We start from the raw sequence: 16,042 nt of genomic DNA, 5'->3' as shown, positions 1-16,042 counted from the left end.
TTGTTGTCATAGGAACACAATTTACAGCCACCTCCTCTTTATGTTACCGCTTACATTTATCTTACAGGTCTAAAAAAAGACAGACAATCTAAAAAATGTGACGTATTATATAAAATAATTGACTTTTTCAGGAAGGAGATTCACGTATGGTTCATACGGTATCTTACGCTTTTCGTAATGACGATACATCAATCATGACACTGGACTCTATTGGATGGCAGATCGTTTCGAGCGAGGAATATCGTTGTCCCAGTGATGATAGACCGGACCCGGGACACGTTGTTTTTCAATACACACTTAATGGTCAGGGTTATCTGGATATTGATAATCAAACGATTCCTTTACCCAAGGGACATGCCCTGCTTGTTAAAATCTCCGGAGAACATTGCTATTACTATAAACAAGAGAATAACGAACCATGGGAATTTATATGGATTAACATTCGCGGGGATGAAGCCAACCGAATTTGGGATATGATTCATGATAATGAAGGACATGTCATTCGACGAAACGCAGATTCTCCCTTGATTCAAGAGTTATGGCAAATCATCCATTTGATTCATCAGGATAAAGTCACCGACAAGTATCGTTTGTCTATGCAAATCTACCGCTGGTTGCTAATCTTGGTGCAGACGAGTCGGGATGCGGAGAGGGATATTGGTGCCCTTTCCATAACAACAATCGAGAAATGTAAAAAGTTCATCCGGGAGAATTATTCTTCTCCATTGACGCTGGATCTGCTCGCAAGCCATTGCGATATCAATAAACACTACTTGTGCAGGTTATTTCAGAGATCGGAGAAAACATCACCGCTCGCCTATCTCAAAGACAGACGCATTGAGGTGGCAGTTAGACTTCTCCGCACAACGGAACTTCCGATTTCCCAAATTGGTCAACAATGCGGCTTTGAGAGCCCAAGCTATTTCGGCAAAGTTTTTCGGCAATATATGTCCATGTCACCCAAAGAATATCGCTTGAATAAGTTGGAGTTTCCTTATGAGGCCATCTATTATGAGTAGCTAAACGGGCTATTTGCTAGTTGTCATTGGCTCGGAAACTGCTCTTATACCAATAAAATAAAAAAAGCCGCTAGATTAGCGACTTTTAATGGAACTATGTTCTTTCTTGTGTGCTTTTACAATTGCTACACTTATTGAGCAGTGTATCCTCCGTCTATGATCAGGCTGTTTCCTGTCATATAGGAAGAATCATCGCTAGCGAGGAACAGAACGGCTTTCGCCATCTCTTCTGCTTGACCCAGACGTTTCATTGGGGTTGCCGCAGCAAGTGCTTGTTTGCTCTCTTCCGGGATAATCGGTGTATCGATGAAGCCTGGGCAAAGAGAGTTCACCCGAATATTCTGCTCAGCATACTCCAGCGCGAGGGAACGAGTCAGATTCACAACGCCACCTTTAGCTGCATTGTAAGCTGCTGAACCAGGAGAACCAACCCATCCATACATGGACGCCGTGTTGACGATTGTGCCGCCGCCAATTTTCAGCATTTCGCGAATTGATTCACGAGCGACCAAGAAAACGCCGTCCAGATCAACATTGACCGTATTACGCCATTCGGCGTAGTCAAGCTCATGTGTAGGATGAACACGTCCAATTCCTGCATTGTTGAATACGATATCCACTTGACCGAAGGCTTGGACGGTTTGTTTGAACATCTCGGAAACCTCTTCTTCACTCGTGATGTTTGCTTTGATAAAGAGAGCTTCCGCATTAAGCGCTTTCAGTTCCTGTTCGAACGCCTTGCCTTTTTCTTCATTCAGATCGACCAAAACCACTTTGGCTCCCTCGGAAACGAACAGGCGAGCTGTTGCTGCGCCGATTCCGGATGCTCCTCCTGTAATAATTGCTACTTTATCCTGTAGTTTGCCCATGAATAAATCCCCCAGTATAATATTTTGAATAGCGCCTATATAAATAGTGCTATATGATGTTTACAAAACTAATTCTATGCTTAAAATTGTAACATTCCAATCATTAAGATATGACCAAGTGTCTACCTCGTAGACACTTCATAAAAATATGTCTAAATTTATAGGAGTTTTTTTGAATGAATAATGAACTTATTGTGACTGCTCAACATCGTAATCGAACCAAGGAGCACCTAAAAACCGCTCTGATTCAGCTCATTAAGAAAAAAGGATTCCATGGTGTGTCTGTCAAGGACATCGTTGATCAGGCGGGTTACAATCGCAGCACGTTTTATTTACACTACCAGGACAAATATCTTCTCGCTGAAGAATTGCTGAGTACAACACTTCAAGGATTAAGGGGGGCAGTAGGTAGGCCCTATTGGCACGGTCAAAAGGTTTCAACAAACAAGCTGGACGCCGAATCTTTTCAAATCGTGGATTATATCTATGAAAACCGAGACTTCTTCGAACTGATTCAATACGATGACACGTTACCCGGTCTACATACAGGTTTCCCCCAAACTATACTCAAAATCTATCAGGAACAGTTTGTCTTTGAGACGATCAATAACTCCCCGGTGAACATGGACTATTTCAAGTACTATACCGCCTACGGTTTTTTTGGACTATTGAACAATTGGATATTAAGCGGATATCATGAATCACGTGATGTTTTTATCAAGAATGTGATCGAACTGACCAAAACTCATATTCACTCGTTTCATTATGTGGGTGAGACGTTTGATTCATGATCTCGAGTAGGTTGATTTGAAAATCACGATGAACAATATGTCTGCCTTAGATAACAACAGAATTAGTTATCAGCGGCAAAAAGTTGGAGAGGTCGATGTTTTTATCATGAAGCTGGTTCCAAGGATGGTCCAGTTATATTGTTATTACATGGGTTTCCATTCAACTTTACATTTGAGAACCTGTTCCAGGTGATTGAAGGTTTTACTCAAGCCCTATCTCTCAATAAGTATGTACTATATGTATTTGATTACGGTGCACCTGTGGGGAATAGATTGGCCGTTGCTCATCCGGAAAAGGTTTAAGCTATCATTAGTCAGAATGGGAATGCATATATGGAGGGATTTAGTGACGCATGGGGAGCCTGGGAGACGTACTGGCACTTACCGACACCGGAGAACCGTGAAGCATGTCGCGATTCCTTAAGCCCTGAAACCATTCGTGATTTTCAGTATCTGCAAGGTGCCGACGCCAGCCTGGTTTTACCTGACGGGTATACACTGGATATCGCGTACATGTCACGACCGGAATTTGTTCAGATGTGCTCATTGATTCTGTTTCAATTTCCTTATTTATTCCGATGGAATCAATACCTTATTTGGTAACCAGCCCTTTTCACCCTCTGCGGTATGAACAAAACTCCATTCATTTAGTTCAAATTCTTTTGTAACGATGATACCGGGTTTTACGGTTAATTCGTGTGCTGAATAATCTGATAATGCAGTCGCGATCTGTTCTTCATTGGGAGTGCTTAATATTTGCTTCGGTACCCAGCCGCTTTTTTTAGAATGTACGGATTCACAGAAAATCCAGTTGGGGAATTCAGTATCTTCTCTCCCATATAGGATCGTATCTCCTTTAGCTAAAACGATGGGATCGGGATAGTTTGAATTATGGGGTTGAACAACTTTATATAATTTCATAATATGCCTCCAACTATTATATTCGACCTGTTACCGACAAACATAATATCATATTATTATGTAGTTATTCATCCCTATTTTATAAAGCAGCGCCCCCTTCACAAGGGAGCGCTGCTTTATCCGAATAGAAATATTTTATCACGAGTTCACCTTATAACATTTGGGCAATATCACACAATCTTCTAATTTCTTGATAACTCTCCAGACACACCATCCGCTGAATCTATATGGCTTAATGCATTCACTTCATGCTTTGTTTCTCTATACACAAAGTAATCAAAATCGGCATGTTTTCGAGTTCCACCGAGATCCTGCACACAAAGTCCGATGTAGGTTCCCGTAAACCGAATATACTCCGGAGATTCATCGCACAGATGTGTGATATCAACCCACTCGCCTACATGATTCCAGGATGAATCCTTGTTTAACGCATAGTAAAAGCGGGCGCGATCATGATCAACCACTACTTTTAAGCGAAGCGTATTCACCGACTCTAGCGGAATATCCTCTAACAGTTCGTCATACACCCCGTACTTGGACTGAATTATTCCCAAGCACAGCCCCTTCTCTTCATGATAAGTTACACGTAAATAGAGATAGTCCTTGGTATCGTAGTACAAAATCAATCCTGCCATCTGCTGTGGATTGTCCGGCGCAAATTCCAGAGCTGTTTCGGCTTCACACTCAAACGTTTGCAATCTTCGCGCGATCATGCTTTGCCTATGCGTTGAACTCATCGACTCCATACCGTGCAAGCGCAAGTAACCGGGACGTTCCGACAAGCTGAGCCAAGTCGGGTCGGGTGGAATGCGAAGAGTATTCCAGTCATTCCGAAGCTCGGATTGATCAAAATGATCCATTTCAGCTAACGGTTCAAACGGATGTGCCGTAATCTTCGGTGCAATGACCTGGACCTCGGGATACCGGTTACCGCTCGCAAGCCTCAGCCAGCCGTCCTCGCTCCACGTACACGGCTGAAGTGCGGTCTCACGTCCAAGAATGCAATATTTTTGATGAACGGGTCGTCCAACCAGATGAGCCATGTACCATTCGCCGGTATGTGTTTCAACAAGACTGCCGTGGCCTGCCTTCTGCAGAGCCAAATCCGTTCTGCCATATGAAGTAAGGATCGGATTGGCTGGATCAACCTCGTAAGGGCCTTGTAGTGTACGGGAACGTGCTACTGTAACCGCATGCTCATAACCGGTTCCCCCTTCAGCCGTAATGAGATAATAATAGTCCTTGTGTTTATACAGATGAGGTGCTTCGGTTAATCCTAAAGCGGTTCCTTCAAAAATGTTCTTGGCTGGCCCGACCAGCTTTTGCTCCCCAACCGAGTACTCCTGCAGAACGATGCCTGCAAACCGGTTTTTGCCCTTGCGGTGATCCCACATCATATTGACCAGCCACTTCCGTCCGTCCTCATCATGAAACAGGGAAGGATCAAAACCGCTACTGTTGAGATATATCGGTTCGGACCAAGGCCCTTCAATATCGGTTGCTGTCACAAGGTAATTGAGAGTGTCTTTAAAAGCGCCTACCCGGCTTTTGACATCGGTGTAGATCAGGTAAAACACGCCGTTGTCATAACTGAGACATGGCGCCCATACACCTCCGGAGTTAATGTTGCCCTCCATGTTCAACTGCGTTGCACGAGTCAGCGGTGAAGCGATTGGTCGCCAATGAACCAGATCTCGCGAATGGTGTATGCGAACACCGGGGAACCATTCGAAGGTGGACGTGGCGATATAATAATCTTCTCCCGCCCGGCATATGGACGGATCTGGATGAAATCCGGGGAGGATGGGATTGGTGATCATTTTCTTGATACTGTTCATGGAAGAAACCTCCGGTATGAAAGTGATAATCTGTACAACAGCAGATACACGAAAGGTAGAAATCAGTACCAGCCCAGCGCTTTTTTGCCGGCTTCCAGAGCAGTTACAATTCGCTCTACATCGTATACATTGCCTCTCCATGTTCCGCCGCTGACAGATTGCAGCGCAGCCCAGAGCTTTGTATCGTCCGGCAAAGCTTCATCAGGCCGCATATCCGGATGGAAGGTCCTTTGTGCCAGGATGAGAGCACCTTCTTCCGGCGAAACCTCAATCTCTCCTTCTCCGATAAAGTTAATGCTGCCCTCCAGCGTGTTCCGATCCACCACGATGTCAATCAGGTCTCCGTTCCGCAGCTTGCCAATTGGTCCGCCTGCCAGCGCTTCGGGGCCAACATGACCAATACACGCACCGGTGGAAACACCGGAGAACCGGGCATCCGTAATCAGTGACACGTATTTGCCAAAAGACAAATGCTTAAGCGCAGAGGTTAGCTGGTACGTCTCCTCCATTCCGGTTCCGGATGGACCTCGTCCGAGCAGCACGACCACATCCCCAGCCGATATACCTCCGGTCTTAATCGCACGGATCGCCTCGCGTTCGGTGGTAAATACCTTGGCTCTGCCACGATGACGGTACACGCCATTCTCATCCAGCACAGCAGGATCAATAGAGGTGGATTTGATGACAGAACCTTCCGGAGCGATGTTTCCGGTTGGAAATGTTACGGTCGAAGAGATGCCAAGCTGTTGGGCGTGTTCTACACTCATGATGACACTGTCCGGATCGATGCCGTCCTGCTCTTTCAACTGCTTCCGCATGAGATGACGGCGTTCCGACGATTCCCACCAATCCAGCACCTGCCCCAATGACGTACCTGTAACCGTTGGTACAGACTCATCCAACAGACCAAGCTGTCTGAGGTGAAGCATAACCTCTGGTACACCTCCGGCCTGAAAGACGCGAATGGTCGGGTAAAAGATCGGACCGTTAGGCAGGGCACTAACCAGTCTTGGAACATTCTTGTTGACTTGTATCCAATCCTGTACCGTAGGCACGGTTAAACCAGCCGCATGGGCTATCGCTGGTATGTGAAGAAGCAGATTGGTCGATCCGCCAAACGCAGCGTGCACGGTCATGGCATTGCGAATGGATGCATCCGTGACGATGTCTGCCATCCTCATTCCCTGAGACTCCATATGGATGAGTGCGCGTGACGATTGGCGCGCCATTTCAATCCAGACGGGCTGCCCGGAAGGTGCAAGCGCGGCATGTGGTACTGTCATACCCATGGCCTCTGCTACGACCTGGGCTGTTGCGGCGGTACCTAGAAACTGGCAGCCTCCTCCCGGCGTAGCGCACGCGCGGCATCCTAAATCCGACGCCATTTCGAGCGAAAGTTCCCCGCTGACGTATCGTGCACCGATGGTCTGAATTTTACCGGCGTCCTCTCCATCGGTAGGTGGAAGCGTGACGCCACCGGGAACAATTACACCAGGCAATTGAGGCATACCGGCAAGCGCGAGCATCATTGCCGGAAGACCTTTGTCACAAGTAGCGACACCCAGCACCCCTTTACGTGTCGGCAGCGAGCGAATCAGTCTGCGAAATACCATGGCAGCATCGTTCCGGTAAGGAAGCGAGTCGAACATGCCGGTCGTTCCCTGTGATCTGCCGTCACACGGATCACTGACATAGCCGGCAAACGGGACTCCTCCCCGGCTTGACAGTTCTTCTGCGGCAGCTTTCATCAGTAGACCGACCTCCCAGTGACCCGTATGGTAACCGAGGGCTGTGGGACTACCATCCTCGTTGCGAATGCCGCCTTGTGTACTTAAGATCAGAAATTGTTTTCCGTTCAATTCCCCAGGTTTCCATCCCATTCCAACATTCTGGGACATGCCGAACAAGTCGCCACTTGGAGCATTTCGCAGTAAATCATCCGTTAATGGCAGCCGTCCGGCAGCCCCTGGAGCATGTGCTATGATATCGAAGCAGTTGGATGCCTTCTCCCCCATAATCGACGTAATCTGTTCGTGCATGATAGCCCCCCACAGTTTATGACTTCACGAAGACCGTTTTGATGGCGGTGAAAAACTCGATAGCCGCTTGCCCCTGTTCTCTGGAATGTGAACTTGACATCTTCATTCCACCGAACGGAGCTTGCAGCTCTACGCCGGCCGTTTCTGCATTAATTCTGACAAGTCCTGCATCCATGTCCCGGATGAAGGACAGCATCGCCCCTACGTTCTGAGTATAGATGGAAGCACTTAAGCCGTAGTCGCTGTCATTCGCCGCTTCAATCGCTTCCTCCAGGGAATCTACTGCAATTAAGGCCAGAACCGGACCGAAGATTTCTTCCCGGGCAATGGACATATGGGATTCGACCCCTTCAAATACAGTCGGTTGCACATAGAATCCCTCTTCCAGTCCGGGACCGTCTCCTCTTTTTCCGCCAGCAAGCAGAACGGCACCTTCATCCTGACCTTTTTGGATATAACTCAGCACCGTATTGAGTTGTCCTTCACTCGCACATGGCCCCATCCAGCTTCCAGCAGACATGCCGTCACCCAGCCGGATTTCCTGGATTTGCGAGAGCAGTTTTTCTTTAAAGGCATCGTATACGTTTCGTTCAATGATGACCTTACTGGTAGCTGTACATTTTTGCCCTGTTGATTTCAATCCACCACTGATGGTGGCTTCGACAGCCAAATCCAGGTCAGCGTCAGCTGCAATGATGATCGGGTTTTTGCCACCCATCTCGAGTTGATACTTGGCCCCACGTGCTAGCGCTGCAGCACCGACCCGTTTCCCCACTTCATTGGAACCCGTGAACGTTATTCCACCCACATCAGGATGCTCGGCAAGTGCTGAACCGATCACCGAGCCTCTGCCGCAAATCAGATTAAGAACGCCTGCCGGGATACCCGCCTCTTCAAAACATTCCATGACTTTAGCCGCAGTGACCGCAGTTTCCTGAGCCGGCTTCAACACAACTGTATTGCCATAGATTAAGGCCGGAGCCATTTTCCAAATCGGAATGGCTACAGGGAAATTCCAAGGGGCAATAACTCCTACTACGCCAAGGGGTACACGAGTCGTAAACATCAGCGCTTCACTGTCTGTCGAGGGGATAACGTCTCCTGTTTTTCGCATGCCTTCTCCGGCGTAATACCTTAAGATCGCTACACCGCGCATCGTCTCTCCTTTGGCTTCAGGAAGTGTTTTGCCCATTTCCCTGGTCATCGCCTCTGCAACTTCATCGGCCCGACATTCCAGCACATTTGCTGCCTGAAATAGATAGTTGCCGCGTTCTGCACCCGATAATCTCCGCCATTTTTTTGCTGCTTCCTTCGCCGCTGCGACAGCCCGGTTCAAATCCTCTACGCCGGAAGTGGGTACATAGCCGACAACTTCCTTCCGATTTGCAGGATTGATGCTCGGTTCGGTCTCACCAGATGTGGCCTTCACCCATTCTCCGTTAATATAATTGTTGTACGTCTGCTCCACTTGAAATGCGGTCATAGCCTTATCCTCCTTATAGATTAGTTTGAAATAACAGAATTCACGAGTGTCCCGATATCACTAATGGATATTTCAATCCGGTCTCCGGGTTCAAGTGTGAATTCATTAGGGGGAACAATACTTGTACCTGTCAAAAGAACCGTACCGTCAAACAAATCATTGTCCCTTGCTAAAAAAGAGACCAATTCATCCAGCTTACGGTTTAATTCACTTGTGTTTGCCTCGCTTTTAACAACCAGTTCACCTGCGCGATAAATTTCGCAGACAATGCTGAATGCGTAGGGATTCTGCACCGTTTCTGTCAATCGGATAGCCGGACCGATGGAGCAGGAGTTGCGCCACATTTTGGCTTGTGGCAGATACAGCGGATTCTCCCCTTCAATATCACGGCAGCTCATGTCATTACCGGCAATGTATCCTACAATACTTCCGTCACCCGCAAGCACCAATCCAAGCTCAGGCTCCGGGATCTGCCACGTGGAGTCGCTTCGGAGCGTGACGGCATCATTCGGACCTACCGTTCGTGCTGCCGTGGATTTAAAGAAGATTTCGGGTCTTTCCGCATCGTATACCTTATCGTAAAAGGTCGTTGCATCCATTTTTCCATCCGTCGCTTCATAATTTCTCGCTACCCTGCTTCGTTGATACGTAACACCTGCCGCCCATACTTCCGGGGCATCCACTGGTGTGATCAGATGCAAGGTAGTCCAATCATCCGTCAGCTTGTTTAATGGTTTAAAAGCGCTTTCAATAAGTTGAACAGGTGATATCCCTTGTTCTTTTGCTTGATGGATCAAAGTCATAAAATCGGCTTGCGGCAAACGATAGGCTTTTTCATCATCCGTAACGGCTGCCAGCCACTTTTGTTGCCCGTCCAGAAATCGAATAATTCGCATTCAAGCTTGCCCCCATTCTCCCTATTGGGTTGATAATATTACCTTAGCACCAGCCAGGTTTCGTGACGATGTTCTAATCACTCCAACGAATTACCCTTTTCACGCATTTTTTTTCTGTTAAGATAAATCTAGATTAGATGAACCAAGGATGATGTACTCATCTCTCGTCCCTGTGTGTATTCTCAGTTCAGTGGATATCAACGAAATGATAAGATGTTGGAGTATAGAAGGATAAGGAGGTTGGGGTGCTGTGGCCAAGCTTTCGGAAGCCGTGTATTTGGGTCGTCTGCCTGATGTTCGCATGTCTTTTCAATTATTGGGGCTACATGCAAGAAAAGTGGATTCAACCTGGACGTATCCATCTCATGAGCATTCAATGTATGAAGTGCACTGGATGATGGACGGCCAGATGAATATGGTTGTTAACGGACAGTTATACAGTCAGACTGTAGGCGATCTTCTGTTCATTCGCCCTGGTATGACGCATTCCTGTACGGGTGCCGGACCGGAGGGGTTCACATACTTTTCCGTGCATTTCAGTGTACAGGATACGTCCTTTTGCAGAGAACTCAACCGTTGCAAAGACATCTATTATCCGGCAAATTCGAATTTGGCTCTGGGGCTGTCCTCTTCCCTGTCTACCTTGTATAATCTGGCCACAGAGCATTTGTCGAGTTCGCTATCCTCTTCCAAACAGATGAAGGTGCATGCTGCTGTGTTCGAACTGCTCGGTTCCCTGGTCGGACAGTTATCTCAGCAAGCATCCGTTACGTTGTCGAGAAAAGAAACCATTGCCCATCAGATTGCTGAGCACATTGAGGATTCGGTGAGATATATCCATCTTCATGGGGAAATTCAGGAGAGCGAGCGAACCTGGATTCAAGATATTGCCAAGTCGCTGAGCATTAGCCCGTCACAGGTTAATCGTATTTTTCGGCAGGTATACGGCATCGCTCCGCGTAAGTTTCTATCGGAAACCCTTCTGAACGAAGCGCAGCGCTTGTTAAAACAAACGGACCTGAACATAGACCATATTGCGATGATGCTGGGGTATAAGACCAATGCGCACTTCAGCCGCCAGTTCAAGCGGTGGACAGGCATCGCGCCAAGTGAATTTCGCAGTCATTCGCAGCAGAATGGTGAAGCCACACATTCAGATGACTGAGATGTAGCAATCTCTGAGCCGCATGAAGCTAACCAATACAAAAAGCAGCTACTGGATGTCCAGAAGCTGCTCTATCTTTCTCAGGTATTCGATGTTCTGTTGTAACTTTTACGCTAAAATAAATGCAGCGAGGCTCGCACTTCCCGAACCCCGATATGTAAAATACAACGCCTGTATACCATCCGGAATATTAATCTCGGCTGTATAGGGTTTCCAATGATTAGTGAAATGTACCGGTATTGTACCCAGTGCAGGACCGTCCCATACTGTTTTGACCTCGAATACCCCGTTACAATATCCACGCACCTTGATTGAGACCTGGCGAATCCCTTTGCAATCAAAATACTTAAACCCTGCCGTTGCAGATTCAACCATATTGGCAATATAACCGATCTCTTCATCACCATCTCTTCCATCCTGGGTGATCTTCGGAAATCGGCTGTCCAGCCAGGCTCCTGCCCCGAACCCCCCAGTATACCTTTGATCCTCTTGGGTAAAAAGATTGCATGCAAGATACGCAGGGTACTCGCCTCTTCCCTCCAACGGTCTACCGTTTGAGCCGCAGGAGGTCATTTCCACCTGAGGAATGCTGCCGTCCTCTTCAAATGATATCTTCTCAATACAGCCCTGGCGGTTGAATGCGTCACCATTGGTATGACGGTGATAGAAAACATACCAGTCTCCGTTGATCTCTACAATGCTGCCATGGTTATTGCCTCCATAATACATGGGTTTTTCAGCAGGTTTGTAGGAGTCGATATGGAGATCACAGTTGCTTACGATGACGCCCTGATATGTAAATCCTCTATTTGGAAACAGGCTAGTGGCATAACATAATTCATGCATAACGATAGAGGAATATACGAGGTAGTAGGTATCCCCTCTCTTGCGGATGGAAGGTGCTTCGAAAAATTCATGGCCCTCATAACCGCTGCCCTTACTGTAAGGTTCGCTCGGTGCTACGAATACGGGTTCTTCCACAATCGTTAGCATATCTGAACCTAACATCGTGGCCATCGCGCCATGTCTTGAGGGGTCTCCAGGTGCACAAAAACCGGTATACAGATAGGTATACGGTCCTTCAGTCATCACGCCGGGATCGAACTGCGGCTCATCCCCATCTCTTTCGCCGAGACGAGTGCCGTCAGCATATTGTACATACCCATAGAATTCATATTTGCCAGCAGGTGTATCACATACAGCCACCGAAACAACGGGTACCTTATCCAACACATAATACAGATAATACCGTCCATCGGGACCCCGCGTAACATCTGGCGCATACAGGCACATATGACCATTTGGATTAAGGGGGTCATCAGTTTTTTGGTAGATTACCCCTTCATTTCGCCAATCCCCAAGGTCATTCACGGGTGCAGACCAGCATACATAATCGTTCAGACAGAAGGCATGTCCGTTAAAACGGTCATGTGAACCATACACATACACTCGTTCATTGAATACATAAGGCTCGCCGTCGGGGACATATTCCCAGGATGGAAGGTATGGATTCAAACCTTGTTTATTCATTCAATGCACACTCCTTATATAAATTGATAGACCATCTATTACACTTACGATTACTTTCGTATAATAGAGAACAACTACAATGTTCCATAAGTGTCTCTATTTATTCCATAACCTGCATGGTAAAGGTGAAGAACAATGAATACGATTTTTTACGTCGAATATGATGCTGCCCATAACCATCCGTTTGTGTTTGATATTCCAGAAGGACATGATTGCTGGCTGTTAGTTGTTACGCAGACTCCTGCACAGTTCTGGGTGGGCGGGAAATTGATAGATTATCCACCTCATTGTGCCGTTCTCTATCCACCTCATCAGAAAATATATTATCGCTCTTGTACGGAGCAATATGTGAATGATTGGATTCGTTTCGAAAGTGATGAGATGTATGTAACCGAAACTTCCCTACCGAAGGGCGAACCATTTCCATTAGATGATCCTGAATTTTGTCACAAGCTGTTTCAATTACTTGTTGCTGAGCATTCTTTCCAGAAAAACAACCGAGAATCAACGATAGATTATTTACTACGAACGCTGTTCAACAAGCTGTTGGAGTCTTGCGTTCAAGAGAGTATTGGCCCGCAGCATTATCCTCTGATGAAGCTTCGAACAGAGATTCACAATAATCCGAGTCACCCATGGACAGTTGCTGCCATGGCCAAAACCATGAATATTAGTCCGGGATACTTACAGCTTGTATATAAGAACTCCTTTGGGGTGTCGTGTATGGAGGATGTAATTCATAGCCGAATTCGGTTAGCTAAAGAGTACCTCAGACATCATCAATATACGGTTGCAGAGATCGCCGACAGGTGCGGGTATCGTAATGTCGAGCATTTTTGCAGGCAATTCAAACAAATGACGGGTGTATCACCCAAGCGATTCATAAACGACATAAAGAACTCGGCTGACATAACAGAATGAGAGATAAATCTCACTCTCTCGCTCTGTCCAATGGGCAGTTACACTTAACTTTTTAGCCATCCAAAAGGTATACGTCAACGAGTTTGTTAGCGTTCTCTGCTGTCATTTTAAGTTAAGGTTTTAGCCTGTATAATGCAATGACATATTCTCAAGCATAATTGATCTATTATCATATTGTGATACTTTATAATGACATCTTGTTTTTGGCATATGCAGCCGCACCAATCATCCCTGCTTGCCCGCCTAATTTCGCTTGCACTATTTTACATGCATGGGATGAAAGCTTTAGCGCATGTTTCTCAACAGTGTCGCGCACTGTATTTAGCAATCGATCACCGGCTGCCGACATTCCTCCGCCAATAATAATCATTTCAGGATTGAACAGATTGATTACATTGGATAGACCAAATCCGAGAATCTTACCAGTCTCATGCATAACTTCAATTGCAAGTGAATCGCCAAGATCGTATGCTTCCGAGATCATACGGGCAGTAATTGCCGTCAAATTCCCTTCCACCCACTTCAAAATCATGCTTGAGCGCCCTCCCTCAAGCTTGTCTGTGAGCGTTTTGACGATTCCTACCGCAGACACGTATCTCCCCAGACAGCCCGAACTTCCACAACGACAAGGCCGACCCTCCCGGTACATATTCATATGACCTATTTCACCCGCACTCGATGTAGTACCGTAAATAACCTTTCCGTCATTGACGATACCAGATCCCAGACCTGTGCCTAACGTTATCAATATCAGGTTTTTATAGTCTGTGCCTGCGCCAAACTGCCATTCACCATACAGATTTACCCGAACATCATTGTCGATGTAAACAGGAAATTCAAAATGTTTTTTCATATAGTTCACGACATGAATGTTTTCCCAGTCTGGAAAATTAGGTGAAAATATGGATAGTCCCTGCTCCGGATCTAATAATCCAGGAATGCCCATACCCATGCACAGAATAGAAGCTGGCTCAATCCCCTCAGAAGACAGCATTTCTTGGATAATGTGTACAATTCGGTTTAATACATGGAACGGTCCTTTTACCGCCTCTGTAGGGTCGCTTCTTTCGTGAATTTTTTGAAACTCCAGGGTGAAAATGGAGGACTTAATGTTGGTTCCACCCAAGTCAATTCCGATGATATATTCTCGCATAATAATCTCCGCTCTCATTTAATTTGATATTGATGAACAAACAGCAGCAATTTGCTAATAAACTCATGCTCTATTCGGCCATGATGATGTACTATGATTCTCATTATAACTTTGTCATACACCTAAAAGATCTCTTATGCAGTGAATGCTGAAGAGATCTTTTTAATTTTAGATATAATCGATGATTGCATCTCAATAAAGCCAAGTACTTTAGAAGCAACAATTACCATCCTGAAATTACACTGGATCTGTTGTTTCCGTCCTGCTTCTCAAGTTCTTAAATAGTAATATGACAAGAAGTAAAGCAATGCCTACAGCTCCAAAACCCAACCAATTTAAGTACAGGACTGATGTACGACTGATCACAATCCCGCCTAATCCAGATCCCAGTGCAAAACCAAATTGGATAAACGACGTATTGACGCTAAGGGCAATATCAGGATTACGAGGTGCCAGTGTAACCAGATATAGTTGCTGGGCCGGAGATATGCTCCACGTGGCTAACATAAAAATCATTAAAACCAAGATTAACATCACAAGATTAACTCCAGCTAGAGCAAACAAAAGAAGAGTTACGCCTTGTAACAGAAGGCCTAGACCAATTGTAAACTTTGATCCCTTTGCATCTGCCAATTGTCCGCCCACTTTTGATCCGACAAAGCTGCAAATTCCCGCGAGAAACAGAACACCGCTGATCTCGGTCATGGTAAGTGTGGATGTAGCTTGCAAGAACGGCGTGATATACGTGAACAGTGTTGAATAGCCGCCGATATACAATAATGTAATAAGCAAGGCCGTCAGAATGAGTGGATTTTTTAAAATGGAGAGCTGCATTCTGAGGGTGATCTTTTCTTCCTCTTTGATTACCGGAACCTTTTTGTTGATAATAAGTAATGGAAGAACACTTAACAATCCAATCAATACAAATAGAACTCTCCATCCAAACCTTTCACTAAAAAATGTACCCACTGGGACACCGAGCACTAACGAACTGCTTAGCCCCATCAAAATGATGCCGATGGCATTGCCCCGCTTTTCTTTTTCAACCATTCGTGTAGATACGGCCATCGCTACTACAGTAACCATGCCTCCGCTAGCCCCTTGAACTATTCGTACCCATAGTAAAGTTTCGTAAGAAAGGTTAAAAAGCATGAGCCCGTTACTGGCAATAAACACACTGAGGGTGGACAACAGTAACTTCTTGCGATCCATATTTATTGTAATTGCAATGAGAATCGGGGCAATAATGGCGGCTGACAGAGCGAATACAGTCACCAGTAACCCCACTTGGGAAGTAGATACGCTCAAGTCTGAGGCGATCATTTCAATGACTCCTGTAATGATGTACTCAAGCGTTCCGATCAGAAAAACAGTTAACGCCAAGATATATATGATCCATTTATTTTTCAATATACTC

At 46.0% G+C, this 16,042-nt stretch carries 13 protein-coding genes; 4 read left to right on the top strand and 9 right to left on the bottom strand.

What is annotated here, in order from left to right:
• Positions 1–146: 146 nt before the first annotated feature.
• Positions 147–1,019: an AraC family transcriptional regulator gene (locus tag MKX40_RS15425; RefSeq protein ID WP_339233604.1), complete on the top strand. Its 873-nt coding sequence runs from the start codon at positions 147–149 to the stop codon at positions 1,017–1,019.
• Between the two features lie 131 nt (positions 1,020–1,150).
• On the opposite strand, the gene MKX40_RS15420 is transcribed toward MKX40_RS15425, so the two are convergent.
• On the bottom strand, positions 1,151–1,888 hold the full coding sequence (locus MKX40_RS15420) for an SDR family NAD(P)-dependent oxidoreductase (protein ID WP_339233602.1): 738 nt from the start codon (positions 1,886–1,888) through the stop codon (positions 1,151–1,153).
• Between the two features lie 176 nt (positions 1,889–2,064).
• Between MKX40_RS15420 and MKX40_RS15415 the strand changes: the two genes are divergently transcribed.
• Positions 2,065–2,679, top strand: a complete 615-nt coding sequence (locus MKX40_RS15415) for a TetR/AcrR family transcriptional regulator (protein WP_339233600.1) — start codon at positions 2,065–2,067, stop codon at positions 2,677–2,679.
• 570 nt (positions 2,680–3,249) lie between these two features.
• Here the strand turns inward: MKX40_RS15415 and MKX40_RS15410 are convergent.
• From MKX40_RS15410 to MKX40_RS15390, 5 genes are all read right to left on the bottom strand, one after another.
• Positions 3,250–3,600, bottom strand: coding sequence for an SH3 domain-containing protein (locus MKX40_RS15410; protein ID WP_339233598.1), 351 nt, complete (start codon positions 3,598–3,600; stop codon positions 3,250–3,252).
• A gap of 182 nt (positions 3,601–3,782) precedes the next feature.
• On the bottom strand, positions 3,783–5,438 hold the full coding sequence (locus tag MKX40_RS15405; RefSeq protein WP_339233596.1) for a glycoside hydrolase family 43 protein: 1,656 nt from the start codon (positions 5,436–5,438) through the stop codon (positions 3,783–3,785).
• A gap of 62 nt (positions 5,439–5,500) precedes the next feature.
• Complete coding sequence (locus tag MKX40_RS15400) at positions 5,501–7,477, bottom strand: YjhG/YagF family D-xylonate dehydratase (protein ID WP_339233594.1); 1,977 nt, start codon at positions 7,475–7,477, stop codon at positions 5,501–5,503.
• Positions 7,478–7,493: 16 nt separating this feature from the next.
• Positions 7,494–8,960, bottom strand: coding sequence for an alpha-ketoglutaric semialdehyde dehydrogenase GucD (gene gucD / locus MKX40_RS15395; RefSeq protein ID WP_339233591.1), 1,467 nt, complete (start codon positions 8,958–8,960; stop codon positions 7,494–7,496).
• Positions 8,961–8,980: 20 nt separating this feature from the next.
• On the bottom strand, positions 8,981–9,856 hold the full coding sequence (locus MKX40_RS15390) for a fumarylacetoacetate hydrolase family protein (protein WP_339233589.1): 876 nt from the start codon (positions 9,854–9,856) through the stop codon (positions 8,981–8,983).
• 250 nt (positions 9,857–10,106) lie between these two features.
• Here MKX40_RS15390 and MKX40_RS15385 point away from each other — a divergent pair, with 250 nt between their 5' ends.
• Entirely contained in the window at positions 10,107–11,021 is a 915-nt protein-coding gene (locus MKX40_RS15385) for an AraC family transcriptional regulator (RefSeq protein WP_339233587.1), read from the top strand.
• Positions 11,022–11,129: 108 nt separating this feature from the next.
• On the opposite strand, the gene MKX40_RS15380 is transcribed toward MKX40_RS15385, so the two are convergent.
• Positions 11,130–12,551, bottom strand: coding sequence for a family 43 glycosylhydrolase (locus MKX40_RS15380; RefSeq protein ID WP_339233585.1), 1,422 nt, complete (start codon positions 12,549–12,551; stop codon positions 11,130–11,132).
• Positions 12,552–12,686: 135 nt separating this feature from the next.
• On the opposite strand from MKX40_RS15380, the gene MKX40_RS15375 reads away from it, so the two are divergent.
• Positions 12,687–13,472 carry an AraC family transcriptional regulator gene (locus MKX40_RS15375; RefSeq protein WP_339233583.1) on the top strand — a complete coding sequence of 262 codons (786 nt, stop codon included), beginning with the start codon at positions 12,687–12,689 and terminating at the stop codon, positions 13,470–13,472.
• Between the two features lie 184 nt (positions 13,473–13,656).
• Here the strand turns inward: MKX40_RS15375 and MKX40_RS15370 are convergent, their stop codons facing one another.
• Both MKX40_RS15370 and MKX40_RS15365 read right to left on the bottom strand, forming a co-directional pair.
• The gene (locus MKX40_RS15370) at positions 13,657–14,625 is read right to left on the bottom strand and encodes an ROK family protein (protein ID WP_339233581.1); all 969 of its coding nucleotides are present in this window, start codon (positions 14,623–14,625) and stop codon (positions 13,657–13,659) included.
• 237 nt (positions 14,626–14,862) lie between these two features.
• Positions 14,863–16,035, bottom strand: coding sequence for an MFS transporter (locus tag MKX40_RS15365; RefSeq protein ID WP_339233579.1), 1,173 nt, complete (start codon positions 16,033–16,035; stop codon positions 14,863–14,865).
• Between the last annotated feature and the right edge of the window lie 7 nt (positions 16,036–16,042).

The sequence above is a fragment of the Paenibacillus sp. FSL R5-0517 genome, from assembly GCF_037974355.1.
Lineage (GTDB): Bacteria > Bacillota > Bacilli > Paenibacillales > Paenibacillaceae > Paenibacillus.
This window is presented reverse-complemented; position numbering and strand designations above follow the sequence as displayed.